Origin of the sequence: Mycobacterium syngnathidarum (genome assembly GCF_001942625.1) — a bacterium.
GTDB classification, from domain to species: Bacteria; Actinomycetota; Actinomycetes; order Mycobacteriales; family Mycobacteriaceae; genus Mycobacterium; species Mycobacterium syngnathidarum.
This window is the reverse complement of record NZ_MLCL01000002.1, coordinates 80,645-106,407: the sequence shown is the minus strand read 5'-3', so window position 1 is coordinate 106,407 and position 25,763 is coordinate 80,645. Positions and strand designations below refer to the sequence as shown.

At 65.2% G+C, this 25,763-nt stretch carries 23 protein-coding genes; 9 read left to right on the top strand and 14 right to left on the bottom strand.

All coding sequences use genetic code 11. The features are described 5' to 3' along the window. The 3 genes from BKG60_RS01670 to BKG60_RS01660 form a co-directional block, all read right to left on the bottom strand. Nucleotides 1–1,462: condensation domain-containing protein (locus tag BKG60_RS01670; RefSeq protein ID WP_239253200.1), on the bottom strand; the 1,462-nt coding region annotated here is incomplete at its 3' end. A gap of 50 nt (nucleotides 1,463–1,512) precedes the next feature. Then, on the bottom strand, nucleotides 1,513–1,728 hold the full coding sequence (locus tag BKG60_RS01665; protein WP_004571464.1) for an MbtH family protein: 216 nt from the start codon (nucleotides 1,726–1,728) through the stop codon (nucleotides 1,513–1,515). 1,177 nt (nucleotides 1,729–2,905) lie between these two features. Beyond that, nucleotides 2,906–5,008, bottom strand: coding sequence for a RecQ family ATP-dependent DNA helicase (locus BKG60_RS01660; protein ID WP_070947249.1), 2,103 nt, complete (start codon nucleotides 5,006–5,008; stop codon nucleotides 2,906–2,908). A gap of 242 nt (nucleotides 5,009–5,250) precedes the next feature. On the opposite strand from BKG60_RS01660, the gene BKG60_RS31825 reads away from it, so the two are divergent. Beyond that, nucleotides 5,251–5,448, top strand: a complete 198-nt coding sequence (locus BKG60_RS31825) for a hypothetical protein (protein WP_070946730.1) — start codon at nucleotides 5,251–5,253, stop codon at nucleotides 5,446–5,448. Here BKG60_RS31825 and dmpG read toward each other — a convergent pair. The 3 genes from dmpG to BKG60_RS01640 are packed head-to-tail and all read right to left on the bottom strand — an operon-like array spanning nucleotide 5,445 to nucleotide 8,210. Further along, nucleotides 5,445–6,497 (bottom strand): 4-hydroxy-2-oxovalerate aldolase, encoded by a 1,053-nt coding sequence (gene dmpG / locus BKG60_RS01650; RefSeq protein ID WP_036442281.1) that lies wholly within the window; start codon nucleotides 6,495–6,497, stop codon nucleotides 5,445–5,447. The genes BKG60_RS31825 and dmpG overlap by 4 nt on opposite strands. Then, nucleotides 6,494–7,414 (bottom strand): acetaldehyde dehydrogenase (acetylating), encoded by a 921-nt coding sequence (locus tag BKG60_RS01645; RefSeq protein ID WP_070187846.1) that lies wholly within the window; start codon nucleotides 7,412–7,414, stop codon nucleotides 6,494–6,496. Before BKG60_RS01645 ends, dmpG begins: the two co-directional genes overlap by 4 nt. 10 nt (nucleotides 7,415–7,424) lie before the next feature. Beyond that, on the bottom strand, nucleotides 7,425–8,210 hold the full coding sequence (locus tag BKG60_RS01640) for a 2-keto-4-pentenoate hydratase (protein ID WP_070946728.1): 786 nt from the start codon (nucleotides 8,208–8,210) through the stop codon (nucleotides 7,425–7,427). A gap of 73 nt (nucleotides 8,211–8,283) precedes the next feature. Between BKG60_RS01640 and kstD the strand changes: the two genes are divergently transcribed. The 3 genes from kstD (at nucleotide 8,284) to BKG60_RS01625 (ending at nucleotide 11,999) form a co-directional block, all read left to right on the top strand. Continuing rightward, nucleotides 8,284–9,966, top strand: a complete 1,683-nt coding sequence (kstD, locus tag BKG60_RS01635; RefSeq protein ID WP_070946732.1) for a 3-oxosteroid 1-dehydrogenase — start codon at nucleotides 8,284–8,286, stop codon at nucleotides 9,964–9,966. After that, on the top strand, nucleotides 9,967–10,827 hold the full coding sequence (locus tag BKG60_RS01630) for a MaoC family dehydratase (protein WP_070946727.1): 861 nt from the start codon (nucleotides 9,967–9,969) through the stop codon (nucleotides 10,825–10,827). 326 nt (nucleotides 10,828–11,153) lie between these two features. Beyond that, on the top strand, nucleotides 11,154–11,999 hold the full coding sequence (locus BKG60_RS01625) for a hypothetical protein (RefSeq protein WP_070946726.1): 846 nt from the start codon (nucleotides 11,154–11,156) through the stop codon (nucleotides 11,997–11,999). Nucleotides 12,000–12,146: 147 nt separating this feature from the next. Here the strand turns inward: BKG60_RS01625 and BKG60_RS31820 are convergent, their stop codons facing one another. The 8 genes from BKG60_RS31820 to BKG60_RS01585 form a co-directional block, all read right to left on the bottom strand. Next, nucleotides 12,147–12,941 (bottom strand): hypothetical protein, encoded by a 795-nt coding sequence (locus BKG60_RS31820; RefSeq protein ID WP_159437548.1) that lies wholly within the window; start codon nucleotides 12,939–12,941, stop codon nucleotides 12,147–12,149. A 29-nt stretch (nucleotides 12,942–12,970) separates the two neighbouring features. Continuing rightward, nucleotides 12,971–14,074: a hypothetical protein gene (locus BKG60_RS01615; RefSeq protein WP_070187842.1), complete on the bottom strand. Its 1,104-nt coding sequence runs from the start codon at nucleotides 14,072–14,074 to the stop codon at nucleotides 12,971–12,973. Between the two features lie 75 nt (nucleotides 14,075–14,149). Further along, nucleotides 14,150–15,307, bottom strand: coding sequence for a lipid-transfer protein (locus tag BKG60_RS01610; protein ID WP_070946725.1), 1,158 nt, complete (start codon nucleotides 15,305–15,307; stop codon nucleotides 14,150–14,152). Beyond that, a complete protein-coding gene (locus BKG60_RS01605; protein ID WP_200806155.1) occupies nucleotides 15,307–15,714 on the bottom strand; it encodes a MaoC family dehydratase in 408 nt (135 codons plus the stop codon). Before BKG60_RS01605 ends, BKG60_RS01610 begins: the two co-directional genes overlap by 1 nt. Next, nucleotides 15,711–16,682, bottom strand: coding sequence for a bifunctional MaoC family dehydratase N-terminal/OB-fold nucleic acid binding domain-containing protein (locus tag BKG60_RS01600; RefSeq protein WP_070946724.1), 972 nt, complete (start codon nucleotides 16,680–16,682; stop codon nucleotides 15,711–15,713). The genes BKG60_RS01605 and BKG60_RS01600 overlap by 4 nt, the downstream gene beginning before the upstream one ends. A 15-nt stretch (nucleotides 16,683–16,697) precedes the next feature. Further along, nucleotides 16,698–17,861 carry an acyl-CoA dehydrogenase FadE29 gene (fadE29, locus tag BKG60_RS01595; protein ID WP_070187839.1) on the bottom strand — a complete coding sequence of 388 codons (1,164 nt, stop codon included), beginning with the start codon at nucleotides 17,859–17,861 and terminating at the stop codon, nucleotides 16,698–16,700. Continuing rightward, nucleotides 17,861–18,865, bottom strand: a complete 1,005-nt coding sequence (locus BKG60_RS01590; protein ID WP_070946722.1) for an acyl-CoA dehydrogenase family protein — start codon at nucleotides 18,863–18,865, stop codon at nucleotides 17,861–17,863. Before BKG60_RS01590 ends, fadE29 begins: the two co-directional genes overlap by 1 nt. Before the next feature lie 36 nt (nucleotides 18,866–18,901). Then, nucleotides 18,902–20,170: a cytochrome P450 gene (locus BKG60_RS01585; RefSeq protein ID WP_070946721.1), complete on the bottom strand. Its 1,269-nt coding sequence runs from the start codon at nucleotides 20,168–20,170 to the stop codon at nucleotides 18,902–18,904. A gap of 167 nt (nucleotides 20,171–20,337) precedes the next feature. Here BKG60_RS01585 and BKG60_RS01580 point away from each other — a divergent pair, with 167 nt between their 5' ends. The 5 genes from BKG60_RS01580 to BKG60_RS01560 all read left to right on the top strand — a co-directional run bounded on the left by BKG60_RS01580 (nucleotide 20,338) and on the right by BKG60_RS01560 (nucleotide 25,669). Beyond that, nucleotides 20,338–21,489 (top strand): steroid 3-ketoacyl-CoA thiolase, encoded by a 1,152-nt coding sequence (locus tag BKG60_RS01580; RefSeq protein ID WP_070946720.1) that lies wholly within the window; start codon nucleotides 20,338–20,340, stop codon nucleotides 21,487–21,489. Continuing rightward, nucleotides 21,489–21,863, top strand: a complete 375-nt coding sequence (locus BKG60_RS01575; RefSeq protein ID WP_070187835.1) for a DUF8021 domain-containing protein — start codon at nucleotides 21,489–21,491, stop codon at nucleotides 21,861–21,863. The genes BKG60_RS01580 and BKG60_RS01575 overlap by 1 nt, the downstream gene beginning before the upstream one ends. A 9-nt stretch (nucleotides 21,864–21,872) precedes the next feature. After that, nucleotides 21,873–22,352, top strand: coding sequence for a nitroreductase family deazaflavin-dependent oxidoreductase (locus BKG60_RS01570; RefSeq protein ID WP_070187834.1), 480 nt, complete (start codon nucleotides 21,873–21,875; stop codon nucleotides 22,350–22,352). Between the two features lie 199 nt (nucleotides 22,353–22,551). Beyond that, nucleotides 22,552–24,000: a histidine phosphatase family protein gene (locus BKG60_RS01565; RefSeq protein WP_070946719.1), complete on the top strand. Its 1,449-nt coding sequence runs from the start codon at nucleotides 22,552–22,554 to the stop codon at nucleotides 23,998–24,000. Nucleotides 24,001–24,247: 247 nt separating this feature from the next. Continuing rightward, complete coding sequence (locus tag BKG60_RS01560; RefSeq protein ID WP_070946718.1) at nucleotides 24,248–25,669, top strand: histidine phosphatase family protein; 1,422 nt, start codon at nucleotides 24,248–24,250, stop codon at nucleotides 25,667–25,669. The last annotated feature ends 94 nt before the right edge of the window (nucleotides 25,670–25,763 follow it).

Genomic DNA, 25,763 nt, shown 5'->3' with positions numbered 1-25,763 from the left:
CCCGATACGACAACGAGACACCCTCGAAACACACCGCCACCGCATCCGCAGCACGCTGCACCTGAGCCCCGAACAACACCGGAACCGAAGACTCCACCACCGGCCGCATCAACACCGCCCGATGACCAACCTCATCCAACCGAGCACAATCAGCCGCATCCAACACATCTACCGCCGACAACCGCTGAGCCGGATCCGAGACAAACACCGCCAGAATCCGCTGCAAACGGTCTGCCAGATCCGTGACGTCGAAACTGGAGAACGGTTGGCCGGCGCCCATCGTGCTCAAGACCAATTCGTCTCCGGCGCTGGAGAAGACGAGACCGAAGCCACCCACAACGCCGGCATTGGTCAACGACGCCGACGCCTCGGCACCGCCGAAGTCCAACGTGAACGTAGAAGGAAGAAAGTTGACACTCACCCGATTCGCCATCTGGCCCGCAGCACGCGGGTTGACCTTGCGCTCGAGGGCGTGCACCGGAAAACGCTGATGTTGCAGGGCTTCCTGTATGTGACCCTCGACATCGTCGATGAATTGGGAGATCGAAGTTGAAGGTAAAGCCTTGACTACGAGCGGGACGACGCCGGCCACCATTCCGGGCACCGTTCGCGACTCTGGGGTCACACGTCGGCTGACCGGAAAGTCGAGCACCACATCAGAGCCCTCGGCACTCCACCCGTGCACGAGCAACGCGCATGCCGCGGTGATGACCGAGGACCGAGCGACATCCTTTGACCGGGCCAGCATGTCGACTTGATGCAGCAGCGTCGAGTCGAATTGCACTGGGGCAGAATGCCGATGGGCCTCGCCGCTATTGAGTTCGTCGGCGTGCCAGGAGCTCGGCCCGGCTTCCGGCGGCAGGTGCCTCGTCCAAAAAGCCTGGTCTTCGAGATAGTCGCCGGAGGCTTCGTACTTCGATTCGTTCTCGATCAGATCCGCGAGCGATCCGAAGATCGGCGGAGGTATGGGAGCGCCGGAGAAAACTGCCGAGTACACCGATGCAAGCCGAGATCCGACGAGCGCAATCCCGGTCCCGTCGAGCACGATGTGGTGACAGCACGCGATCAGGAAGTGCTCATCGTCCCGTGTCTGGAACAGCGCAAATCTGAACAGTGGCTCAGTGAAAGACATTGGCGTGCGCTGGATCGCGGCTGCCTTGTCACGAGCTTCGGCCACCGGGTCACACGCACCACGCAGGTCGTGGAACGCCAGCTCCACATCTGGGTAGTCGACCGCCTTTTGGTAGACCTGCCCGTCTACCTCGAAGAATGTGGCCCTGAGCGGCTCGGCCTCTCGCACTACCCGGCGGATCGCCCACTCAAGAGCATCGCGATCGAGCGGGCCCGCGATTTTTACGAATAGACCGAGTAACCATTCCGTGCCGGATTCCGCCACGTCGTGCGCAAGCCAAATATCGAGCTGTGCACGTGTTACCGGCAGCGACTGTTCATCAAGCTGCATCGGACTCTCCCACTGCAAGTTTTCGGGGCCCCCGCGCCGCCTGCGATCTGTCAGAGTCCGGCCAACCTGTCGCGCAGACTCTTGGGGCGTATGTCGGGCCAGTGCTGTTCGATGTAGTCCAAACAAGAAGCTCGATCCGCCTCGCCGTAAACGACCTTCCAGCCGGCAGGGACGTCAGCGAATGTTGGCCATAGACTGTGTTGCTCCTCGTCGTTGACCAAGACGCGAAAGCTGCCATTGTCGTCATCGAACGGATTGATGCTCACTTGGTCCTCCCCATCGTCGAGCAGACCAGTGAAAATCGATCGACAACCCGGCGCAGGCGCCTAGCCCCCGCCGGTTGTTTCACGATGCCTGTTTCCTGTGGCCCACTCCAGCTATGACGTTCTCGTTGCAGGGCGCCAGCATATCCACTTATCTTGACGAGGGTGCAGAAATTAGGAATCAAAGAATTTCCCGTTGCTGTGCCTCTTGAATTCAACTACAAACCTGTTACAGGTTCCAAGATTCGGCAAATAATTCCCAGGCCCTGCCCAGACTCGCCGCCAGTCGGCCCGATGCGCGGTGGCCTGCGGTTTGAGCGCCCCCGCCCCAGAAGCCGCCGCATTCAGCTACCCAGGAACCGGGATTACGGCGAAAAATCGACGCCCAACGGTCCACCAACTCCGTGCGACGGCCGTTCCGCCGCGCTTACCGGAGCGCGCAAACGCCGATCGGAAACTCCACCCTCCCGCCGGCCGCCCGGGCGAAGGCCGGGCGTGCAGGTGACGCGACACCTGCACGCGGGCGTGAACATGCCGGCCCTGGATGCTCTCGCGGTCACCGCTGCGGTTGAGTGCCCAGCGATTACACAGCTTCAAACGGTGCCCGACCACAGCCGGGTTCGAGGCCGGCCACACAGCTTCCATACAGGCACGACGCACTCTTCCCACGGCGCTTGACAAGCGGGCAGGCGAGGCTTGCACGGCTAACTCTCGCGCGTCATCGGGCGGGCACCACGACACGCCCGGCGGCGCAGACTCGCCCGGAGTTCTCCCCTGTCAATACGGCTACGACACCCCTGTAGTTCAATTCAGCGAAGCGAACGATCAGGGCGCGCGACCCCGCAGACGCGTCGCAGCACGGTAGAGGGCGCCGCCACCGCGGCACCCCCGCCAGACAGCAAATTCTGTCGGTGGCGTAAGGGCCATTCGTCGCCGACTAATAGCAATCGGCGGCGAAACAGATTGAGTTAGCCAGGGCGACCTCAAATGATCTTGAATTCGCAAAATCAAGATCGTTTGTATTAAATTTGCGATCGCAAACAATCGACCGCTTGGCGCGGGTGTGGTGAAGCTCTTAATACGCCCATTGTTGGCGAGTTTGGCAAACAACGGACGGCGAATATATGTTGGCAATTGATCAGACGTTCCTATGAACTCTCCGACGAACGCCGGAAACACCTCAGCTGACAGTTGCCAAAACGAACGGCAAGACCCCGGGCGCTCCGGCGTCGCGTAAGAGTCGTGCGGCCATGGTCAGCGTCCAGCCGGTGTCGGTCATATCGTCGATCAGAAGCACCGGACCATCCCAGTCTCCGCCTCTTTCCCCGTCGGCAACACCCCATTGCGGCGGCTCCCAGGCACCATCCAGGGCCGCCACCCGATACGCAGAATTCGCTGCGGTGACAGGCCGGTGCGTCGCGGCATATTGCAGGGTGCCCAGGTTCGTCAGTCGCCCGATCTCCGCCAGCCGTTGCACCGTCGAAGAGATCAACACCGGGTGCGCCAGGGAGTCCAGCCCCATCACTGCGACCGGTCGCCGGTCCCAATCCCAGGCCTTGAGCACCTCGATGGCCGCGCCGATGACGTCGTCGGGCACCTCGCCGTCGGGCTCGGCCAGCACACGCCGTAGCCGCGCTCCCCAGCCGAGGTCGGTCAGCCTGCCGATCGCCCGGCCCGGCGCCGCACCTTCGGTGATCCGACCGGACAGCGGCACGCCCAGTGCAGCGAGCCCGGACGGCCACTGCTTGCGCGGGGCGACAAGGATGCCGGGCCTGGACAAGCGCTGCGCCGTGTCGGTCACGATCTCCTGCGCCACCGCGCCCTCGTAACGCCGACCGGCGCAGTTGTCGCACCGCCCGCACTGGGCCCCCGGTAGCAGGTCCGGGTCATCGAGTTGCCCCCGCAGGAACACCATGCGGCAGCCCTCGGTGGCCTGGTAGTCCAGCATTGCCTGCTGCTCCCGGCGCCGGGCCTCGTCCAATGCCCGGTAACGGGCCTCGTCGTAGCTCCAGGGCACACCGGTGCCGATCCAGCCGCCTTTTACCCGGCGGACCGCACCGTCCACATCGAGCACCTTGAGCACCATCTCCAGACGTGACCGGTTGAGATCCACCAGCGGCTCCAGCGCCTGTGTGGACTGCGCTCGGTCAGCCTCCAGTGCCCCGATGACGTTGCGGACCATGGATTCCGACGGGAACGCCACCGACGCGAAGTACCGCCAGACGTCCTGGTCCTCGGTGCCGGGCAGCAGGATCACCTCGGCGCTGTCTGTCGCGCGGCCGGCGCGCCCGACCTGCTGGTAATAGGCGATCGGGGACGACGGCGCCCCAAGGTGCACGACGAAGCCGAGGTCGGGTTTGTCGAAGCCCATCCCCAGCGCGGAGGTCGCCACCAGGGCCTTGACCCGGTTCTCGAGCAGATCGGCTTCCAGTTGTTCACGTTCGCCTGGGTCGGTGGACCCGGTGTATGCCGCCACCTTGTGGCCCCGCTCGGCCAGCAGCGCCGCCACGTCATGCGCTTGGGCCACCGTCAGGGTGTAGATGATCCCCGAGCCGGGCAGAGAGTCGAGGTGCGCGGCAATCCAGGCAGCGCGTTGCGCGGGGGTGCCCACCTGCACCACCGACAGCCGTAGCGACTCGCGGTCCAGCCCACCGCGCAGTACCAGGGTGTCCGATCCGCCGACGCCCAGTTGAGCCGCGACGTCACCGACCACTCGGTCGTTGGCGGTCGCGGTGGTGGCGAGAACCGGTATCTGCGAACCCAATTCGGCGATCAGAGTGCGGATCCGGCGGTAGTCCGGCCGGAAATCGTGTCCCCAGTCCGAGACACAGTGCGCCTCGTCCACCACCACCAGACCGGCATCGGCAGCCAGGGCAGGCAACACATTGTCACGGAAGTCGGGGTTGTTGAGCCGCTCGGGACTGACGAGCAACACGTCGAGCTCCCCGCCGGTCACCTGCTGGTGAATGGCATCCCATTCGGTGACGTTGCCGGAGTTGATCGTGGCGGCCCGCACGCCGGCCCGCTCGGCCGCTGCCACCTGGTTGCGCATCAGCGCCAGCAGCGGCGAGACGATGACCGTCGGTCCGCGACCGGACGCACGCAACAGCTTGGCCGCGATGAAGTACACCGCGGACTTGCCCCAGCCGGTGCGTTGCACCACCAGCGCCCGGCGACGCTGGACCACGAGGGCCTCAATGGCAGCCCACTGGTCATCGCGCAGTACGGCGGCGGGGCCGGCGAGTTGTTCGAGGATCGACTGGGCCTGCTCGCGGGTTGCCATGGCCCCAATCATGCCGGGCAGGGCTGACACCACTCACCACGCCAACAGGCCCACGACCAAAGCCCCTGGATCACTAAGCGTTTCGCTTAAACATGAGCACCTGTCAAGTTTTTCTCAAACCTCATCGAGGGTCGGCACCGATCCGGTACACGTGGACACGTGCATGCGGGGGAGTACGTGGGGCACGTCGGTGCGTTGGCGGTGGCCCTAGGGATCGGATCTGCGATGGCGATGGGGGCGGGATGCGGGGTGGCCACGGCCGACCCCACGCCCTCGTCGACGTCATCTGGAGCGTCCGTCAAGAAGGAGCGGACGAAACCGAAAACGCCGAACGCGTCGAAACCACGAAGACCGTCCGCCGCAGCCAAAACTACCGCGACGACGTCTATCGACAACTCGGCATCGTCGCTGAGGACGACGGCGCGGCAGTCAGCGTTTAGGCCTTGGCCTTCTCGGCTTCCTGCTCGCGCTTGATCTCCAGCGCGATATCGATCAGCTGGTCTTCCTGACCACCGATCAGCTTGCGCTGCCCGGCGCGGTGCAGCAGCTGGTGTGCGGGCACCCCATACCGCTCAGACTGACGGATGGCGTGCTTGAGGAAGCTGGAGTACACGCCCGAGTAGCCCATGATCAGCGCGTTGCGGTCGAGCAGGCACTCGGCCGGCATGGCCGGCGCAACCACCTCTTCAGCGGCATCGGCGATGTCGAAGAAGTCGATACCGGTCTTGACACCAATCTTGTCGAACACCCCGATCAGCGCCTCGACGGGAGCGTTGCCGGCACCCGCCCCGAACCGGCGGCAGGACCCGTCGATCTGCTTGGCACCGGCGCGCACGGCCTCGATGCTGTTGGCCACGCCCAGGCCGAGGTTCTCGTGCCCGTGGAAGCCAACCTGCGCGTCGTCACCCAGCTCGGCGACCAGCGCCGAAACCCGGTCGGCGACGCCGTCGAGCACCAAGGCACCCGCGGAATCCACCACGTACACACACTGGCAACCGGCGTCGGCCATGATGCGGGCCTGCTTGGCCAACTTCTCCGGGCTGATGGTGTGGCTCATCATCAGGAACCCGACGGTCTCCAGGCCCAACTCGCGGGCGAGCCCGAAGTGCTGGATCGAGACGTCGGCCTCGGTGCAGTGCGTGGCGATGCGGCAGATGGAGCCGCCGTTGTTCTGGGCTTCCTTGATGTCTTCCTTGGTGCCCACGCCGGGCAGCATGAGGAAGGCGATCTTGGCTTCCTTGGCCGTCTCGGCGGCCAGCTTGATCAGCTCCTGCTCCGGGGTCTTGGAGAACCCGTAGTTGAAGCTCGACCCGCCCAGACCGTCACCGTGGGTCACCTCGATGACCGGGACACCGGCGGTGTCCAGCGCCGCCACGATCGCGCCGACCTCATCCTTGGTGAACTGGTGGCGCTTGTGATGGGACCCGTCGCGCAGCGAGGTGTCGGTCATCCGGACGTCCCACACCGGGTTGAAGAAAATGTCACTCATGCTTGCGCACCTCCCGAGACCGTGACGACGCGATCCTTGGCAATTTCTTCGCCGACCTTGGTCGCCGCGGCGGTCATGATGTCCAGGTTTCCAGCGTAGGGCGGCAGGTAGTCACCCGCACCCTCCACTTCCACGAACACGGTGACCAGGTGCTGACCACCGTTGACCACCGACGGCTCGTCGAACTGCGGCTCGTTGAGCAGCCGGTAGCCGGGCACATAGGTCTGCACCTCGGCCACCACGTCCTTGATCGACTGCGTGATCGCGGCGTGGTCGGCGTCCTCGGGGATCGCGCAGAAGATGGTGTCGCGCATGATCATCGGCGGCTCGGCCGGGTTGAGGATGATGATCGCCTTACCGTTGCGGGCCCCACCGATGTTCTGCACACCGGCGCTGGTGGTCTTGGTGAACTCGTCGATGTTGGCGCGGGTACCCGGGCCGGCCGAGGCCGACGACACCGACGCCACGATCTCGGCGTAGGGCACGTCCACCACACGGCTCACGGCGTACACCATCGGGATGGTGGCCTGGCCACCGCAGGTGACCATGTTGACGTTCGGCGCATCGAGGTGCGCGCGCAGGTTGGCCGGCGGGATGACGCCGGGGCCGACCGCGGCCGGGGTCAGATCGATCGCGCGGATGCCCGCCTCGGCATAGCGCGGGGCAGCGTCGCGGTGCACATAGGCGCTGGTGGCCTCGAACACCAGATCGGGCTTCTCGTCCTGGGCCAGCAGCCAGTCCACGCCCTCGTGGGAGGTTTCCAGGCCCAGTTTGCGAGCCCGTGCCAGGCCTTCGGATTCCGGATCGATGCCGATCATCCAACGCGGTTCGAGCCACTCCGACCGCAACAACTTGTACAGCAGGTCGGTGCTGATGTTGCCCGACCCGACGATGGCGACAGACGCCTTCTCAGCCATATCGGCTCCCTTATTCGAAACTCAGTCTTACTGAACCTAACCCGGCGAAGTCAGCGACGAAATCGCTGCCCGGAGGTGCATCTATCGCACGTGTGCACGAGCCCGGCAACACGATGTCGCCGGCCTTCAAACGCACCCCGAAGCTCTCCACCTTGCGGGCCAACCAGGCCACCGCGGTGACCGGATTTCCCAGCACCGCATCGCTGCGTCCCTCGGCCACGACCTCGCCGTGATTGGTCAGGACTGCATCGATGTTGCAGATATCGATGTCCTTGGGCGATACCCGCGCTTCCCCGAGCACCCAGCCGGCGCTGCTGGCGTTGTCCGCGATGGTGTCGCACAACTTGATCTGCCAGTTGGTGATGCGAGTGTCGATCAACTCGATCGCCGGGGCGAACGCAGCCGTCGCGGCGAGCACGTCCTCCTCGGTGCACCCGGCCCCGGGCAGATCGTCGGCCAGGATGAACCCGACCTCGACCTCGACGCGCGGGTACAGGAACTTCGACGAGGGCACCGGGACGTTCTCGAACACCTCCATCTCGTCGAGGAGATGACCGTAGTCCGGCTCGTCGACACCCATCATGTCCTGCATGGCCTTGCTGGACAGCCCGACCTTGTGGCCGATGACGCGGGCGCCCTCGGCGACCCGCTGCCGGATGTTGATCAGCTGGATCTCGTAGGCATCCACCACGTCGATATCGCTGTACCGATCCGTCAGCGGGGTCATCGGAACCCGGCTCCGCTCGGCCTGAGCGAGATCGGCCGCGAGCTCGTCGCGAACCTCGACACTAAGCATTTTGGTGAATTCCCCTCGCTTCTTTGACCGGCGCAGTTGTCCACAGGCCCGGCAATTCTATAACGTGTTCTACATGACTGGACAGGAGTACGACGTTGTCGTGGTCGGCAGCGGCGCTGCCGGCATGGTCGCCGCCCTCACCGCAGCCCACCAGGGCCTCTCGACAGTAGTCGTAGAGAAGGCGCCGCACTATGGAGGTTCCACTGCGCGGTCAGGTGGTGGGGTGTGGATCCCGAACAACGAGATTCTCAAGCGTGACGGGGTGAAAGACACCCCCGAGGCCGCCCGCACCTACCTGCACAAGATCATCGGTGACGTGGTGCCCGCGGAGAAGATCGACACCTACCTCGACCGCTCGCCCGAGATGTTGTCGTTCGTCCTGAAGAACTCCCCGCTGAAGCTGTGCTGGGTGCCCGGGTACTCCGACTACTACCCCGAGACGCCCGGCGGCAAGCCCACCGGCCGCTCGGTGGAACCCAAGCCGTTCAACGCCAAGAAACTCGGGGTTGACGAGAAGGGCCTGGAACCGCCGTACGGCAAGGTGCCGATGAACATGGTGGTGATGCAGCAGGACTACGTCCGGCTCAACCAGCTCAAGCGTCACCCCCGCGGAGTGCTGCGCAGCATCAAGGTCGGCGTCCGCTCCGTCTGGGCCAACGCCACCGGCAAGAACCTGGTCGGCATGGGCCGCGCACTCATCGCCCCGCTGCGCATCGGCCTGCAAAAAGCCGGCGTTCCGGTCCTGCTGAACACCGCGCTCACCGATCTCTACGTCGAGGACGGCGTCGTCCGCGGCATCTACGTGGTTGATGCCCGCGACTCCGAAAACGCCGAGCCACAACTGATCCGGGCCCGCCGGGGCGTGATCCTCGGCTCGGGCGGCTTCGAACACAACGAGCAGATGCGGGTGAAGTACCAGCGCGCACCCATCACCACCGAATGGACCGTGGGCGCGGTGGCCAACACCGGCGACGGCATTCTCGCCGCCGAAAAGCAGGGCGCCGCACTCGAATTCATGGAGGACTCCTGGTGGGGCCCGACGGTCCCGCTGGTCGACTCGCCGTGGTTCGCCCTGTCCGAGCGCAACTCCCCCGGCTCGATCATCGTCAACATGGCAGGCAAGCGGTTCATGAACGAGTCGATGCCCTATGTCGAGGCGTGCCACCACATGTACGGCGGCGAGTACGGCCAGGGCGCCGGTCCCGGCGAGAACATCCCGGCCTGGCTGATCTTCGACCAGCAGTACCGCGACCGCTTCATCTTCGCGGGTCTGCAGCCGGGCCAGCGCATTCCGAAGAAGTGGCTGGAATCGGGCGTCATCGTCAAGGCCGACACCCTCGAGGAGCTGGCCACCAAGACCGGTCTGCCCGCCGACGCCTTCGCCGCGACCATCGACCGGTTCAACGGCTTCGCCCGCTCCGGGGTGGACGAGGACTTCCACCGCGGCGAGAGCGCCTACGACCGCTACTACGGCGATCCCACCAACAAGCCCAACCCCAACCTCGGCGAGATCAAGCACGGCCCGTTCTATGCGGCCAAGATGGTGCCGGGTGACCTGGGCACCAAGGGCGGCATCCGTACCGACGTGAAGGGCCGGGCCCTGCGCGACGACAACTCCGTGATCGAAGGTCTGTACGCCGCAGGTAACGTCAGCTCACCGGTGATGGGTCACACCTATCCCGGCCCGGGCGGCACCATTGGTCCCGCCATGACCTGGGGTTACCTCGCAGCACTCGACATTGCAGGGAAGAAGTAGATGCCAATCGATCTCGACAAGGCGCTGGGCGCCGAGCTGGAACCCATCGAGTTCTCCTGGACCAGCAGCGACATCCAGCTGTACCACCTGGGCCTCGGCGCGGGCTCCGATCCGATGGATCAGCGTGAGCTGCGCTACCTGGTCGACGACACCCCGCAGGTGCTGCCGACGTTCGGCAATGTCGCGGCCAGCTTCCACATGACCGAGGCACCCAAGGTGCAGTTCCCCGGAATCGACATCGAGCTGTCCAAGGTGCTGCACGCCAGCGAGGCCGTCAGCGTGCCCGGCCCGATCCCGACCAGCGGCACCGCCAAGTCGGTGCAGCGCTTCACCGAGATCTGGGACAAGGGCAAGGCCGCCGTCATCGTCAGCGAATCCACAGTGACCGACGAGTCCGGCAAGGTGCTGTGGACCACCAAGCGGTCGATCTTCGCCCGCGGTGAGGGTGGCTTCGGCGGCGAGCGCGGGCCGGCGACCTCGGCCGAATTGCCCGACCGCGCACCGGATGTCGAGATCTCGTTGCCGACGCTGCCGCAGCAGGCGTTGCTGTACCGCCTGTGCGGTGACCGCAACCCCCTGCACTCCGACCCGGCCTTCGCCGCGGCGGCGGGCTTCGAGCGGCCGATCCTGCACGGGCTGTGCACGTACGGCATCGGCTGCAAGGCCATCGTCGACAACCTCCTCGACGGCGACGTCTCCCAGGTGGCGTCCTACGGTGCCCGGTTCGCCGGCGTCGTGATCCCCGGCGAGACCCTGCAGGCCAACATCTGGAAGGAAGACGGCAAGTTCATCGGCGTGCTGACCGCACCGTCGCGGGACAACGCCGTGGTGCTGTCCGGTGTGGAGCTCGTGCCGGCCTAACTGTCGGCACGTTTCGCCGGTCTACACCCGGCCCTTTTCCGCTTTGTCACGCTGGAGTGGCTGTCGAACCCGACGGCCACTCCAGCGTTGCATTGGGGGGCTTACGCCGTTGGCGGCCGGGCCTTTTGTCACGCTGGAGTGGCGGTGGGCCCCGGCCGCCACTCTGGTGTGACAAAGCGATTGCCCGACGTAGCGCAAGTGCGATAGCACAGATCCGCCACGCCGTCACCTGTCACAGCAGCGCGGCTGTGGACAACGAGTGTCACTCCAGCACCTGTGGATAACCGATGTGACGGATACGCCTTTGCGCTGCACACTTTCTCACCATGGGGGAACCATTCGTCGGCAGTGAGGCCGTCGCCAACGGCCAGCTACGCAAGAGTGCCTTGCGCACGCACTACACCCGGGTGTTCCGAGATGTATACGTCACTCCCGGAACCGAACTCACCCCGCTCATCCGTGCCCGCGCCGGGTGGCTGTGGTCACGTCGACGCGGTATCGTCGCCGGCAACTCGGCGGCCGCGGTTCATGGCGCAAAGTGGGTCTCCCCCGCCTTGCCACTGGAAATGATCCACTCCAACCGCAATCCCCTTGTAGGACTTCGGATTAGAACAGACGCCCTCGAAGAGGACGAGATAGTTCGATTCGAGGATGTGCCGATCACCTCACTGGCGCGCACCGCACTCGACATCGGCTGCTGGTATCCGCGAGACGACGCGGTGGCCGCGCTTGATGCACTTGCCCACGCGACCGACCTCAAATCCGCCGATGTCGACTTGTTGCTCCAGCGATACGCGCGGCGGCGCGGCGTCAAACAGGCCCGCACCGCTTTGGATTTGATGGATGGTGGCGCCCAGTCCCCCAAGGAAACCTGGCTACGGCTGATCCTCATCGACGGGGGCTTGCCACGACCACAAACGCAAATACCGGTATTCGACGGCCCGGGCGACCCATTTGCCTATCTCGACATGGGTTGGGAGGACATCAAAGTCGCGGCCGAGTACGACGGCGAGGAACACCGGGCCAGCAGCTGGCGATATGGCTGGGACCTCAGGAGGGCTGAGCGAATACAGCGGCAAGGCTGGATCAACGTCCGAGTCTCGGCGGGCGAACGTGCGGACAACGTTCTACGTCGCGTCGTCGCGGCACGGGCACAACGACTGTCACGCTAGCGCGACTGTCGAACTCGACTGCCACTCTGGTGTGACTCAGCGGGTGTCTCGGGAGAGCCGAACTCCTCCATTGTCACGCTGGAGTGGCTGTCGGGCTCGAGAGCCACTCCAGCGTGACAAATGAGGCGCGACGCGAACGCAGAGCTACTACATCCGCTTCCAGAGATCGTCCCCGCCGGAATGACGCGGGGTCTCGGGAGCTACCGGAATGGGACCGGGGGCCGGCTGGCTCGGACTCGGCCCGGCGGCAGCCGGTGGCGCCGACGCGGCAGGCGGGGCCGAATGTGTGGCCGGGGGCGCCGAATGCGGAGCCGACGACGCCGCCCCACCGGAGCGGTCGCTCATCTGACTCTCGCGGGCGTCCAGGCCTGCTTCGCGCCGATCCTGTGCGGCATCGCGATCGTTTTGTGCTGTCTCCCGATCGTCCTGCTGCTTGTCCCGCTCGTCGAGCTTGGCCTCGCGCTCTTCCTGCTGCTGTTGCGGGTTCGGCCCGCCGGGACCGCCCGGACCGCCGGGCTGGCCGGCACCAGGCGCGCCGCCGTTCTCGCCACCGCCCTTGGCGCCCTCCATCGCCTTCATCAACGGCTCCATGAGCGAGCCGAACTGACCGCCCATCTGGCCCGCCATCTGTGCAGGCGCACTGGCCATCTGGCCCATCTGCCCCAGCTGGCCCATCATCTGGCCCATCTGGCCAACGCCCTGCCCACCGGATTCGTCGGCCTTCTCGTAGGCGCCCTGAGCGTCAGAAAGCTTGGCGTTGAACATGTTTTCCTTGGCCGACAAGGCCGTCACGTTCGTGGTCAATGATGCCGCCAGGGCCGGCACGATGCCGGCGATGGTCATGCTCATGGCGTCCTCACCGGCCTGGATCGACGGCATCTCCGGCAGTTCCGGCGCCGCGGCGTTCCAGGTGAGTGGAACCTTCATCCCGAGTTCAGACACCGTTGTTACCTCCTGCTCGTCGAGATGGATCACCAATCGTCATAGTCATCATCACCGTCGCCCGTGTCGTGGTCCAGCGGGGCCGGGACGGCCAGCCCGGTGGTAGTCCCGCCGCCGCCTCCGGCACGCTGGCCGCCGCCCATCATGCCCATACCGCCACCCATGCCGCCGCCCGCCGCGTTGGCGGCAGCCACCGGAGCGACGCCGCCGACCACAGCGGCACTGGCGCCTGGGTCGACGGAGACCGGTGCGGTCCCGCCACCGCCGACAAGCTTCGACAACAGCGGGGTCTGGGGGCTACCGCCACCCGAACCACCGGGCAAACCCGCCGCCTTGACCATGCCTGCACCGCTGCTCGGCCCGGATCCGCCGGCCAGTGGGTGGTTCGAGAATGCCGAGAACGGACTGGGCCCGCCGCCGGTGCCCTTGCCGCCCGAGCCCAGCATCTGGGTCAGCTGCTGCAGGGGTTGGGTCAACTGCTGCAGGGGTTGGGAGAGCTGCTGGGGAATCTGGCTGGCCATCTGCGGAATCTGGCCCAGCATCTGGGGCAGCTGACTGATCAGCTGCATCATCGAGTCGGCGCCCTTTTGGGCCGCCTGCTGCGCCTGCGCCGTCGGCGGGGTGCCGACCTGAGGGAGGTTGGCCACCGTGCTGAGACTGTCCGCCATTTCGACGGAGGCGGCCGACACCGTCGCGGTGTTCTGCGCCAAACCCGCCTTGATCCGGCTCTCGATGAGTGCCTGCATATTGCCGAACGGCATCTTCTGCAGCGCTTCGACCTCGGCTTGCACTTCCTGCGCGGCCACGTTCAGTGCGGTCTTGGTCTGCGCCACCGACGCCGCCATTTTCATCAGGGCGGTGCCGATGGCCGTCGCCTGCAAGCCGTTGGCCTCGTGGCCGGCGATCATTGTGGTCGCCTCACCCGATGCCGCCACCGAGCCGGTGCCCGTCCAGCCCTCCCCCAACTTGGAGAGTTGGCTTGTCTGTTCAGGAACGACGGAGCCGCTGATCTTCGTCCCGGTCTTCGTATAGGACGCGGCAGCCGCGGTCAGCTGGTCCTCGTCGATGTTCGGCCAAGCCGGTCCTTGCAACGTCTGCGACCCGTACGGGCTGCTGTCGCGCGGCACTCCCATGCCACGGCCCCCTTCTACGCGTGATGCACATCCGGAGCAAACATTACCGTGCCAATAGGGGGTGCCGATGCACCTTTATCCGAGGATCAATCCGGAGGTCGGAACGCCGGTTCCCGCGGTGACCAGCACATGCTCGACGCCCTCGACCTGGTTGACCGAGGTCCCCCGCAACTGGCGCACCCCCTCGGCGATGCCGTTCATGCCGTGGATGTAGGCCTCACCCAGTTGACCGCCGTGGGTGTTGATCGGCAGCCGGCCGCCGAGCTCGATGGCGCCGCCGGCGATGAAGTCCTTGGCTTCGCCCTTGCCGCAGAACCCGAGCTCTTCGAGCTGGAGCAGCGTGTACGGCGTGAAGTGGTCGTAGAGAATCGCGGTCTGGATGTCGTCGGGTGACAGGCCGCTCTGCTCCCAGAGCTGACGTCCGACCAGGCCCATCTCGGGCAGCCCGAGCTCGTCGCGGTAGTACGAGTACATGGTGAACTGGTCGGTGCCTGCGCCTTGGGCGGCAGCCTCGATGGTCGCCGGCCGGTGCTTGAGATCCTTGGCCCGTTCCGGCGTGGTGACGACGATGGCCACGCCGCCGTCGCTCTCCTGGCAGCAATCCAGCAGTCGCAGCGGTTCGGCGATCCACCGGGAGTTCTGATGATCCTCGATCGTGATCGGCTTGCCGTAGAAGAACGCCTTCGGGTTGTTCGCGGCGTGCTTGCGGTCGGCCACCGACACGGCACCGAAATCCGCACTGGTGGCGCCATATTCGTGCATGTAGCGCTGGGCGATCATGGCCACCGAAGCGGCCGGGGTGCTCAGGCCGTGTGGGTAGGACCAGCTGTACTCCACGCCGCGCGAGTCGGCGTTGACGGTCAGCCCGGTCATCACCTGGCCGAACCGGAACTCCGAGCGCTCATTGAATGCCCGGTACGCCACAACGACTTCCGCGACACCGGTGGCGACGGCGAGGGCGGCCTGCTGAACGGTTGCGGCCGCGGCGCCGCCGCCGTAGCCGATCTGGCTGAAGAACTTCAGGTCTCCGATGCCGGTGGAGCGGGCCACGGCGGTCTCCAGGTTGGAGTCCATCGTGAACGTCACCAAGCCGTCGATGTCGGACGGCTTCAGCCCGGCGTCGTCGAGTGCGTCGAGCACGGCCTCGGCGGCCAGGCGCAACTCACTGCGGCCGGAGTTCTTGGAGAAGTCGGTGGCGCCGATACCGGCGATGGCTGCCTTGCCGGAGAGCATCAGTTGTCCCCCAAAGTGAGTGTGGACGTGGCGATGACGTGGTTGCCAAGGCTGTTGCTGCCCACCACTTTCAGCGTCACCAGGTCGCCCTCGATCGCGGTGACCTCGCCGGTGAAGGTGATGGTGTCGTAGGCGTACCAGGGCACGCCCAGGCGCAGCTTGATCGACTTGACGACCGCGTTCGGACCTGCCCAGTCCGTCACGTACCGACCGACCAACCCGGTGTCGGTGAGGATGTTGACGAAGATGTCCTTGGAACCTTTGGCCTGCGCCTTGTCCCGGTCGTGGTGCACATCCTGATAGTCCCGCGTCGCGATGGCGGTGGACACGATGAACGTCGGGTCGCCGTAGATCTTGAGTTCGGGGAGTGTGGTACCGACTCGAACGTCGGAGACAGTCAGGCTCATGCTTGTGGCTCCCATGCGTACAACGTCCAGGCCGGGCTGATCTCACTGTCCGGGAAATCGATATAGGTTGCGGTGACCGGCATTCCGATCTTCACCTGATCGGCGGCGATCCCGCGCAGCTCGCCCAGCATCCGGACGCCCTCCTCGAGTTCGACGAGAGCGATCACGAACGGCAGGCTGCGGCCCGGCACCTTGGGGGCGTGATGCACCACGTAGCTGAATACCGTGCCCTTGCCCGAGGCCACCACATAGTCGACGGGGGCCTCTCTGTCCTGCCACACCGCGGGCACCGGCGGGTGCTGCAGCGAGCCGTCGGGCCGCTTCTGGATACGTAGTTCGTGTGCGTTGACGCCGTCCCAGAAAAATTTGGTATCCCGCGACGAGGATGGCCGCATCAGCTGGTCCGGGTCGAGATCCTCTGGGATCTCATAGGTTTCGGCGGCATCCGAGACCTCCTGCTTACCAGCAGGCAGGAACTTCATGATCCGCCAGTCCATGTCGGCAACTTCCTCGTCACCGACATGCCAGCGGATCTTCTGATTGATGAAGTAGCCCTCACCCAGTGCGGTCTGCTTGGGGCCGACGATGCCGACGATCTCGGCGCTCATCACCACCTGCTCGCCGGGTTCCAGGTAGCGGTGATAGGTCTGGTCGCAGTTGGTCGCGACGACACCGACATACCCGGCATCGTCGAACATCTTCATCGCCCTGCCCAGCGGATCATCGTCAGACCGGGTGCGCCCCAGGCCCATCATGGTCCAGACCTGAATCATCGCCGGGGGTGCCACGATGCCGGGATGACCGGCGGCCTTGGCGGCTTCCGCGTCGACGTAGATCGGGTTGGTGTCTCCGATCGCGTCGACCCAGTGGTGAATCATGGGCTGATTCACCGGATCCCGAGCCACCGTCGGTTTGCTCGTCCCGGACGCGATGATCTGGTCGATACCGGCCTGCAGATTCACGCTCACCTCAATCCCTCGCTGTTACCGCGGAACCCTCGGCACCCGCAGGCCCGACGCCGCGATCATCTCGCGCATGACCTCGTTGACACCGCCACCGAAGGTGATGACCAGGTTGCGCTTGGCCATCTTGTCCAGCCAGACCAGCAGCTCGGCGGTCTCGGGGTCGGCGGGGTTGCCGTACTTGCCGACGATCTCCTCGGCCAACCGGCTGACTTCCTGGATGCGCTCGGTGGAGAACACCTTGGTGGCAGCCGCGTCGGCCACGGCGATGGTCTCACCGGACGCCGCGACCTGCCAGTTGAGCAACTCGTTGATCCGCCAGATCGACTTGATCTGCCCCAGAAGGCGTTTCACGTCGTCCTGCTCGATCGGCGTGACGCCGTCGGAGCCCGGCTTGGATGCCCAGGCATGCACCTGGTCATAGATACCCGCGACGCGACCAGCCGGGCCCAGGCCGACCCGCTCATGGTTGAGCTGGGTGGTGATGAGCTTCCAGCCGCCATTCTCCTCGCCGACGAGCATGTCGGCAGGCACGTGCACGTCGTTGTAGTACGACGCGTTGGTGTGGTGGGCCCCGTCGGACAGGATGATCGGCGTCCACGAGTAGCCGGGATCCTTGGTGTCGACGATCAGGATCGAGATGCCCTTGTGCTTGGCCGCGGTCGGATCGGTGCGGCAGGCCAGCCAGATGTAGTCGGCGTCGTGGGCGCCGGTGGTCCACATCTTCTGGCCGTTCACGATGTACTCGTCACCGTGCCGGACAGCAGTGGTGCGCAGCGACGCCAGGTCGGTGCCGGCATCAGGCTCGGAGTAGCCGATGGCGAAATGCACGTCACCGGAGAGGATTCCGGGCAGGAACTTCTTCTTCTGCGCCTCGGTGCCCAGCGCCTGCAGGGTCGGGCCCACGGTCTGCAGCGTGACCATCGGCAGCGGGATGTCGGCGCGGTTGGCCTCGTTGATGAAGATCTGCTGCTCGACGGGGCCGAAGCCCAGGCCGCCGTACTCCTTGGGCCAGCCGACACCGAGCTTGCCGTCGCTGCCCATGCGCTTGATCACCGCACGGTAGGCCTCGTTGTGCCGGTCGGACTCCATCGCCGCAGCCTCTTCGGGCGTGATGAGAGTCGAGAAGTATTCCCGCAGTTCGGCTTGCAGCGCGCGCTGCTCGGGCGTCAGGTCGATGAACATTACGCTCCCACCAAATCGAGGCGATGCGACGGACCGCCCAACAGCCGGGTCAGATCCTTGATCGAGGAGTAGTAGCGGTCCATGGGGTAGGTGATGTCCATACCCATACCGCCGTGCAGGTGATGGCAGAGCCGCATGGCCGGCGCGGCCTGCGAGGTGAGCCAATAGCCCAGGATGTTCAGATCCTCGTCGGCGTCAAGGCCCTCGGACAGCCGCCACAGCGCCGAGGTGGACAGCAGATCGATTGTCCGCGAGGCGATGTAGACCTCGGACAGCTGTGCCGCGACGGTCTGGAACGTCGACAGCGGCCGGCCGAACTGCTCACGGGTGGCGACGTAGTCGGCGGTCAGCCGCAGTGCGCCGGCCACCAAGCCGGCGGCGAACGCCCCGGTGACAGCCAGTGCCAGCTGGTTGACGCGGTGCGCGCTCGCGCCGTCGAGCACGTCCGCGGCGTCGACTGCGACATCGGCGAACGTGACCACGTACTCGTCGGAACCGTTGGAGGTCGGGGTCTTGGTGACCGTGACACCGTCAGCCGCCGGGGAGACCACCACCACCGCGTTGTCGGTGGTGACGACCAGCCACTTGGCCGTCTCCGCGTACGGCACACCGATCTTGGTGCCGTTGACCTTGCCGTCGGCGAAGTTCACGGCGGGCCGCTCCGGCAGTGACTGCCCGGGCTCGTTGAGCGCCGCCGAGAGCACCGCGCCCGTCGCGACACCCGCGAGGTACCGGTCCTGCTGGGCGTCGGAAGCCAGGTCGAGCAGCGACACCAGACCCAGACCCACGGTGGCCAGCGCCGGACCGGTGGTGCCGTGGCGGGCGATCTCGGTCAGCGCCGTCGACAGCTCGGGCAGACCGAGGCCGTCACCGCCGAGTCGTTCCGGCACTCCCAGCGCCGCAACCCCACCGGAAACCAGTGCATCCCAGGTGTTGTCGCGTTCCAGAACAGAGGTCACCACATCGGCGACGGCCTGCTGTTCTGGGTTCGGTGTGAAATCCACCCGAATCCTCCTTGATCCGTGGGTAGGTCAGTGAGCTCAGGCCTGCTTTGCCGGCTCGCCGGCGACGGGGCAGGCGCCCGTGTAATCCACCGGCCAATGCTTAATACCATTGAGCCATCCGGACTTCAGCCGCTCGGGGTCCCCGATCGGCTTGAGGTCGGGCATGTGATCGGCGACGGCGTTGAAGATCAGGTTGATCGTCAGGCGGGCCAGGTTGGCGCCGATGCAGTAGTGCGCCCCGGTGCCGCCGAAGCCGACGTGCGGGTTCGGGTCGCGCAGGATGTTGAACGTGAATGGGTCTTCGAACACCGTCTCGTCGAAGTTGGCCGAACGGTAGGACATCACCACACGCTCGCCGGACTTGATCTTGACGCCCGAGATCTCGGTGTCCTCGCTGGCGGTGCGCTGGAAGGCCGACACCGGGGTGGCCCACCGGATGATCTCGTCGACGGCGGTCTTGGGACGTTCCTTCTTGAACAGCTCCCACTGGTCGGGGTTCTGCGAGAAGGCGATCATGCCGTGCGTGATCGAGTTGCGGCTGGTCTCGTTGCCCGCCACCGCCAGCATGATCACGAAGAAGCCGAACTCGTCGTCGGACAGCTTCTCGCCGTCGATGTCGGCCTGGATCAGCTTGGTGACGATGTCGTCGGTCGGGTTCTTGCCGCGCTCTTCGGCCATCTTCATGGCGTAGGTGATGACCTCGAACGAGGACATGGCCGGATCGACGTCGGCGTACTCGGGGTCGTCGCCTGCGGTCATCTCGTTGGACCAGCGGAACAGCTTGTCGCGGTCGTCCTGGGGCACACCGAGCAGCTCGGCGATGGCCTGCAGCGGGAGTTCGCAGGAGACCTGCTCGACGAAGTCACCGGTGTTCGATGCCGCGGCGTTCTTGGCGATGGCCTGCGCGCGGTTGTTGAGCTCCTCCTCGAGGCGCGAGAGCGCGCGGGGGGTGAATCCGCGGGAGATGATCTTGCGCAGCCGGGTGTGGTGCGGGGCGTCCATGTTCAGCAGCACGGCGCGCTGCAGGTCGACGGCCTCACGGGTCATCTCTTGCGGCCAAACCGGGATCGCGCCGTTCATCGCGCTGGAGAACACGTCGCTGCGCAGCGACACGTCCTTGACGTCCTCATGGCGGGTGACCAACCAGTACCCCTTGTCGCCGAAACCTCCGGTGCCGCCGGGTACGTCGACCCAGCGAACCGGTTCGGCCTTGCGGAGCTCGGCGAGCTCCTTGATCGGCAGGCCCTGGAGGTTGCGCTCGGAATCGAGGAAGTCGAAATCCTTGGGGATGTTGGGGCAGCCCATGTGTCTAACTCCTAGTGTCTGTAGCAAGCCGTGCGCGTGGCCGGCAATGCTTGAAACAACGTGGTCTAGTACCAATTGAGACCATTGAAACACGCCTTGACCGCAGATCAAAGGTAGTGATGCATCCGCGCTTGTCAGAGTAATGAAACGTGTTCTAGCCTGGCTCCATGGGTAACCCTGTCATCGTCGAAGCCACCCGCAGCCCCATCGGCAAGCGCAACGGCTGGTTGTCCGGCCTGCACGCCACCGAGCTCCTGGGAGCCGTCCAGAAGGCCCTCATCGAGAAGGCCGGCATTGATGCCGGCAGCGTCGAGCAGCTCATCGGCGGCTGCGTCACGCAGTACGGCGAGCAGGGCAACAACGTCACCCGACAGTCCTGGCTGGTCGCCGGGCTGCCCGAGCACGTCGGTGCCACCACCGTCGACTGCCAGTGTGGCAGCGCGCAGCAGGCCAATCACCTGATCGCGGGCCTGATCGCCACCGGCGCCATCGACATCGGTATCGCCTGCGGCATCGAGGCGATGAGCCGGGTCGGTCTTGGCGCCAACGGCGGCGGTGCCCGTGCCGCGTCGTGGGACATCGACCTGCCCAACCAGTTCGAGGCCGCCGAGCGGATCGCCAAGCGCCGCGGAATCACCCGCGCCGACGTGGACGCCCTGGGACTGGCATCGCAGAACCGCGCCAAGCAGGCCTGGGCCGAGGGGCGTTTCGACCGGGAGATCTCCCCGATCGAGGCGCCGGTCATCGACGAGAACAAGCAGCCGACGGCCGAACTCAACACGGTCAGCCGCGACCAGGGTCTGCGTGACACCACCGCCGAGGGTCTGGCCTCACTCAAGCCGGTGATGGATGGCGGTATCCACACCGCAGGCACGTCGTCGCAGATCTCCGACGGCGCCGCCGCGGTGCTGTGGATGGACGAGGACAAGGCAAAAGCTCTCGGCCTCAAGCCGCGTGCGCGGATCATCGCCCAGGCCAACGTCGGCGCCGAGACCTACTACCACCTCGACGGACCGGTGCAGTCCACGGCGAAGGTCCTCGAGAAGGCCGGCATGAAGCTGGGCGACATCGACCTCGTCGAGATCAACGAGGCATTCGCCTCGGTCGTATTGTCGTGGGCCCAGGTGCACGGTGCCGATATGGACAAGGTCAACGTCAACGGTGGCGCCATCGCCCTCGGTCACCCGGTCGGATCGACCGGCGCCCGCCTCATCACCACGGCGCTGCACGAGTTGGAGCGCTCCGACAAGAGCACCGCGCTGATCACCATGTGCGCCGGTGGCGCGCTGTCCACCGGCACCATCATCGAGCGGATCTGATGACGTTCAGTGACGCCGAGCGCATCGCAGCGGCCCAGGCCTACATCGATGCATTGGTGAGCCATCAGGCGGATGCGGTGCCGTTCACACCGGACTGCATCCGCATCGAGATGGGGTTGAAGACCGGCCGTTCCGGAGATCATCTGCGCCGCAGCCTCAACAACGGCCCGCAGTTCAAGTTGATCGAGAAGACGACGACGCCGGAGTTCAGCGTCGACGGAGACCAGATTCGCGCTCGTTTCGACGTGCTCACGAAGCCGCGCCTGTTCGGCCGGCGGGTGTGCTCACACGTCGACGAGACGTTCCTGATCCCCGCGTCCGACGGAAAGATCCACCACATCCGCGCCTCCCTCACCCCATTCATCAGCCGCTAAGGTCCCCGCATGGCCAACACCCCTCGCCCGCTCAGCCCCAAACAGGTCGAACGCCTCAACGCGAAATCGACCGGTACCGCCATCAAGTGGATGTCGCGCGCTCAGACCTGGATCTTCAAGAAGACCGGCGGGCGGTTCGGCGACAAGTTCCTGCGTGGCGCCGAAGTGGGCATCTTGACCACGATCGGCCGTAAGTCGGGCGAGGAACGGGACAGTCCGTTGCTCTTTCTGCAGGAAGGCAAGCGGATCGTGCTGGTCGCTTCGCAGGGCGGCCGGGCCACCAACCCGATGTGGTACCTGAATCTGGCGGCCAATCCCCGGGTGAAGTTCCAGACCAAACGCGAGACCCTGGACCTCATCGCGCGTGACGCCACCGACGCCGAGCGCGATGCGTACTGGCCCAAGCTGGACGCCATGTATGCCGACTTCGCGAACTACCGTTCCTACACCGATCGCAAGATCCCGATCGTGATCTGCGACCCCGCCTGACCTGACGTTCACCCAAGGCGCCCCCGACCGTGCGGTCGGGGGCGCCTTGCGTTGCCGGGTGACCGGGAGCTGGCCAATTACGCAACTCTCGGTAGCTGAATTGACGGGTGAACAATTCTTTGATTATGTTCTGTGAGCCCGCACACAGTGAACGACAGGTGAGCGGCAGCCCACATTTTCGTGAACCGATGGAGACCCTATGCAACGACCCAACCGCCGCCGGGCTGCCGGTGCCGCCGCGACCACGTTGACTGCGTGCTCACTGTTCGCGGCCGCGACCCTGCCCGCCTCCGCGCTGACCGTGACGTTCATCCGGCACGCCGAGTCGCAGGGCAACGCCTCGGGGTACATCGACACCAGCACTCCCGGGCCGCACCTGACCAACGACGAGGTGAACCAGAACGGTGGCGCGACCGGCGAAGAGCAGGCGCAGGCCTGGGCCGATACGCAGTCCGCCGACGCGTTCGACGCGCTCTACGCCTCGACCATGATCCGCACCCAGGAGACCGCGAAGCCGTTCTCCGACAAGAGCGGGTTGGACGTCACCGTTCTGGGCGCGTACGACCCGGACAATCCGCAACAGAACTCCGGCGTGCAGGAAATCAGTGCCGGCATCTTCGAAGGCCTGCCCGAAGGCGAAGGCATCGGCCGCATCGGCTACATCCTCGCCCCGCTGGCCTGGACCATGGGCCTGCAGTTCGTCCCGATCCCCGGCGGCGAGAACGGCCTGGAGTTCAACGAACGCGTAACCAACGCGCTGGCCCAGGTCGAGTCGGACACCGGAGACACCAACGGCGACGGCGATGTCGACGCCGCGGTGTTCTCGCACGGCGCCACGATCATGATGTGGACGATGATGAACGTCGACAACCCGAACCTGTTGTTGATCGTGCAGCATCCGTTGGACAACACCGACACGGTCGTCGTAGAGAAGAATGACGACGGTAGCTGGACCCTCAAGGAATGGGCCGGCCAAGAAGTCGGTCCCGCCGACTACCCCACCCAGATGTTCGTCAACGTCCGTGATCTCATCGTGGCGCCACAGAAGGCGGTCTACGACATGCGCCTGCCGGTCCTCTCCATGGATCCGGAGGCCATCGTCACCACCGGGGCGCAGGGCCTCCAGAACGTGGCACAGGCCGGGGTCAAGTTCGTGACGGACTCGGTGACCGACACCGTCAACGCCATCACCGGCATCCCGGGTTCACTGGACCAGCGGTCATCGCAGGTGTCCAAGGTCAGCACCCTCAACGCCGCCGCCGACAGCGCTACCCCGGCAACGGGCGATCTCGCCGAAAACGCCAAGACCGCAACCGAAGATGCCAAGACCTCCGTTGAAAAGGTCACCGAGGATGCCGCGTCGACAGTCGAGAAGGTGAGCGAGCCGGTACAGGCCAAGATCGCCAACGCTCGCACCGTCAACGGTGCCACCAAGCTGACCGACGGCAACAAGGCGGAGCCGGGTAAGGCTGCCTCCGCGGTTCGCGAACGGGTCAACCGTGCCGCCGACGATGTGCGCAGTGGGATCGAATCCTCGGCCAAGCAGGCTCGCGAGACCGTCAAGAAACTCACCGGTGCAGATAAGGACAGCAAGGCCGCCAAGTCGGACAACAAGGCGGGCAAGTCAAAGGCCAAAGACGCCGCGTGAAATAAGCAGCAGGACACGGTAATACCAACCGGGTCGGTCCCCCTCCTCGTGCGAGGAGGGGGATTGAGCCGTACCTGCCGTCCCTCAACAGGCCGGTAGCAGAATCACGGTTTCTGTCAACTTTCTTCCCGCACAACGGGATAACTGCTCAATCCCACAGCGAGTGGTCAGACAATTCATCTGGCCGGCCAGCGAACTGTCACCGGCAGGTCACGTGAAATCTGTACAGCCGCAATGGAGGAAGCACATGAACCGCCGCAGAGGTGACGCGCCGGCGTCACGCTATCGAAGTCTCCTAGGGGGTGTCGCCCTGGCCTTCCTCGCATTCTTCCTGGCGATGCCCGTCGCCCATGCCGCCGAGGTCATGCGGGTGACGTTTGTGCGTCACGCACAGTCGGAGGGCAACGCCTCGGGGCTGATCGACACCACGACCCCGGGGCCGGTGCTCACGCCCCTGGGCCAACAGCAGGCCCAGGCCGTCGCCGACAAACTCGGTGACAACAACTATGACGCAATCTATGCCTCGACGATGGTGCGCACTCAGTTGACCGCCGCACCGATGTCGCAGCGCCTGGGCCTCCCGATTCAGGTGCTGCCCGGCCTCCAGGAGATCGAGGCCGGTGTCTTCGAGGGCACGCCGGAGGCGAATGCTGCCAGCGGGTACGGGCTGTATCCGATCGCGTGGGCACTGCCGGGCGCCATCCCGCAGATCCCGTTCGACAAGAGCACGTACATGCCAGGCACCAACCTCAACGGCTACGTCTTCGACGAACGGGTCAGGGGCGCGCTGCAGACCATGTACGACAACGGCGACCGCAACGCCGTGGTGTTCTCGCACGGCGGGACCATCATGTTCTGGACGTTGATGAACGTCAACAACCTCACCGTGATGGAAAAGCTCCAACTACTGCAGACAGCACAGCTGCACAACACCGATTACGTCGTCATCGAGGGCAACAACGAGGACGGTTGGACCCTGGTGAACTGGAACGGCAAGCAGTTCAGCCCTGAACCGACCTTCGAGCACGAGGTGAAACTCCAGTTCCGGACGTTGTCCCGTCAGCTGGCCGCCGCCGCCGATCAGGTCAAGCTGGCCTTCGAGACCGGCGACTTCGTGACCATTGCGACGGCGGTCAACCGCAGCGTGGCAGACGCGTCTTTCTCCATCACCAAGTTCAGCCGGGCGGTCAATGCCGAGATCATCAAGCGGACCACCAAGGCGGTCCCGACCAGCACCGAGAATCTGCAGGAGAAGGTCTCCACCGAAGTGGAGGACATCAAGGCCGCGGTGGAGGTGAGCAAGGAGAGCATCGAGCGCAAGGCCGTCTCCACCCCGGAGTCGTCCTCGGTCACAACCAAACTGGCTGACAAGACGGTCGCCGACAGCGGCGCGAAGTCGAAGCTCAAGACCGCCGTCGACAGCATCGTCAAGCCCCGCGGTGCGACCGACCTGTCCGACGGCAACAAGGCGCTGCCGGGCGTGACGAAGTCGCTCAGCCGTAGCGGCGAGAAGGTTCAGACCGCCGTCAAGGACGCCGCCGATCAGGTGTCGTCGTCGCTGAAGAAGTTCGGCGACACCGTCAAGAAGGCGACCGGACCGGCCAAGAAGGCCGCCGCCAACAGCGACGGTGCCGACAACGACACCGCCAAAAACAAGGACGCTGCCTGACCGGTCGGAATTATCCCGGAAGGTGCCCCAGACCAGTCGGTCTGGGGCACCTTTTTACCCGCATCAATAATACGTCTCAAACATCGAGACATCT

Excerpts from the sequence above, each read along its gene's own strand:
- BKG60_RS01660 (WP_070947249.1), bottom strand. The coding sequence starts at position 5,008 with ATGGCAACCCGCGAGCAGGCCCAGTCGATCCTCGAACAACTCGCCGGC.
- BKG60_RS31825 (WP_070946730.1), top strand. The coding sequence starts at position 5,251 with ATGCGGGGTGGCCACGGCCGACCCCACGCCCTCGTCGACGTCATCTGG.
- dmpG (WP_036442281.1), bottom strand. The coding sequence starts at position 6,497 with ATGAGTGACATTTTCTTCAACCCGGTGTGGGACGTCCGGATGACCGAC.
- BKG60_RS01645 (WP_070187846.1), bottom strand. The coding sequence starts at position 7,414 with ATGGCTGAGAAGGCGTCTGTCGCCATCGTCGGGTCGGGCAACATCAGC.
- BKG60_RS01640 (WP_070946728.1), bottom strand. The coding sequence starts at position 8,210 with ATGCTTAGTGTCGAGGTTCGCGACGAGCTCGCGGCCGATCTCGCTCAG.
- kstD (WP_070946732.1), top strand. The coding sequence starts at position 8,284 with ATGACTGGACAGGAGTACGACGTTGTCGTGGTCGGCAGCGGCGCTGCC.
- BKG60_RS01630 (WP_070946727.1), top strand. The coding sequence starts at position 9,967 with ATGCCAATCGATCTCGACAAGGCGCTGGGCGCCGAGCTGGAACCCATC.
- BKG60_RS01625 (WP_070946726.1), top strand. The coding sequence starts at position 11,154 with ATGGGGGAACCATTCGTCGGCAGTGAGGCCGTCGCCAACGGCCAGCTA.
- BKG60_RS01615 (WP_070187842.1), bottom strand. The coding sequence starts at position 14,074 with ATGGGAGTGCCGCGCGACAGCAGCCCGTACGGGTCGCAGACGTTGCAA.
- BKG60_RS01610 (WP_070946725.1), bottom strand. The coding sequence starts at position 15,307 with ATGCTCTCCGGCAAGGCAGCCATCGCCGGTATCGGCGCCACCGACTTC.
- BKG60_RS01605 (WP_200806155.1), bottom strand. The coding sequence starts at position 15,714 with ATGAGCCTGACTGTCTCCGACGTTCGAGTCGGTACCACACTCCCCGAA.
- fadE29 (WP_070187839.1), bottom strand. The coding sequence starts at position 17,861 with ATGTTCATCGACCTGACGCCCGAGCAGCGCGCGCTGCAAGCCGAACTG.
- BKG60_RS01585 (WP_070946721.1), bottom strand. The coding sequence starts at position 20,170 with ATGGGCTGCCCCAACATCCCCAAGGATTTCGACTTCCTCGATTCCGAG.
- BKG60_RS01580 (WP_070946720.1), top strand. The coding sequence starts at position 20,338 with ATGGGTAACCCTGTCATCGTCGAAGCCACCCGCAGCCCCATCGGCAAG.
- BKG60_RS01575 (WP_070187835.1), top strand. The coding sequence starts at position 21,489 with ATGACGTTCAGTGACGCCGAGCGCATCGCAGCGGCCCAGGCCTACATC.
- BKG60_RS01570 (WP_070187834.1), top strand. The coding sequence starts at position 21,873 with ATGGCCAACACCCCTCGCCCGCTCAGCCCCAAACAGGTCGAACGCCTC.
- BKG60_RS01565 (WP_070946719.1), top strand. The coding sequence starts at position 22,552 with ATGCAACGACCCAACCGCCGCCGGGCTGCCGGTGCCGCCGCGACCACG.
- BKG60_RS01560 (WP_070946718.1), top strand. The coding sequence starts at position 24,248 with ATGAACCGCCGCAGAGGTGACGCGCCGGCGTCACGCTATCGAAGTCTC.